At 46.2% G+C, this 892-nt stretch carries 1 protein-coding gene; it reads left to right on the forward strand.

Features of this window, described 5'->3' with window-relative positions; genetic code table 11:
• Positions 1 to 274: 274 nt before the first annotated feature.
• Positions 275 to 892 (forward strand): class A beta-lactamase (gene bla / locus CWS31_RS17300; protein ID WP_040194170.1); only part of this gene is annotated, 618 nt, incomplete at its 3' end.

Consider the following 892-nt stretch of genomic DNA (forward strand, 5'->3'; position numbering starts at 1 on the left):
AGCGGGTGTTGGCGGGTGTCGGGGCGCAGCCATGACCCAGTCACGTAGCGATAGCGGAGTGTATAATTCTTGAAGACGAAAGGGCCTCGTGATACGCCTATTTTTATAGGTTAATGTCATGATAATAATGGTTTCTTAGACGTCAGGTGGCACTTTTCGGGGAAATGTGCGCGGAACCCCTATTTGTTTATTTTTCTAAATACATTCAAATATGTATCCGCTCATGAGACAATAACCCTGATAAATGCTTCAATAATATTGAAAAAGGAAGAGTATGAGTATTCAACATTTCCGTGTCGCCCTTATTCCCTTTTTTGCGGCATTTTGCCTTCCTGTTTTTGCTCACCCAGAAACGCTGGTGAAAGTAAAAGATGCTGAAGATCAGTTGGGTGCACGAGTGGGTTACATCGAACTGGATCTCAACAGCGGTAAGATCCTTGAGAGTTTTCGCCCCGAAGAACGTTTTCCAATGATGAGCACTTTTAAAGTTCTGCTATGTGGCGCGGTATTATCCCGTGTTGACGCCGGGCAAGAGCAACTCGGTCGCCGCATACACTATTCTCAGAATGACTTGGTTGAGTACTCACCAGTCACAGAAAAGCATCTTACGGATGGCATGACAGTAAGAGAATTATGCAGTGCTGCCATAACCATGAGTGATAACACTGCGGCCAACTTACTTCTGACAACGATCGGAGGACCGAAGGAGCTAACCGCTTTTTTGCACAACATGGGGGATCATGTAACTCGCCTTGATCGTTGGGAACCGGAGCTGAATGAAGCCATACCAAACGACGAGCGTGACACCACGATGCCTGCAGCAATGGCAACAACGTTGCGCAAACTATTAACTGGCGAACTACTTACTCTAGCTTCCCGGCAACAATTAATA

Source organism: Colwellia echini, from assembly GCF_002843355.2.
Lineage (GTDB): Bacteria > Pseudomonadota > Gammaproteobacteria > Enterobacterales > Alteromonadaceae > Colwellia > Colwellia echini.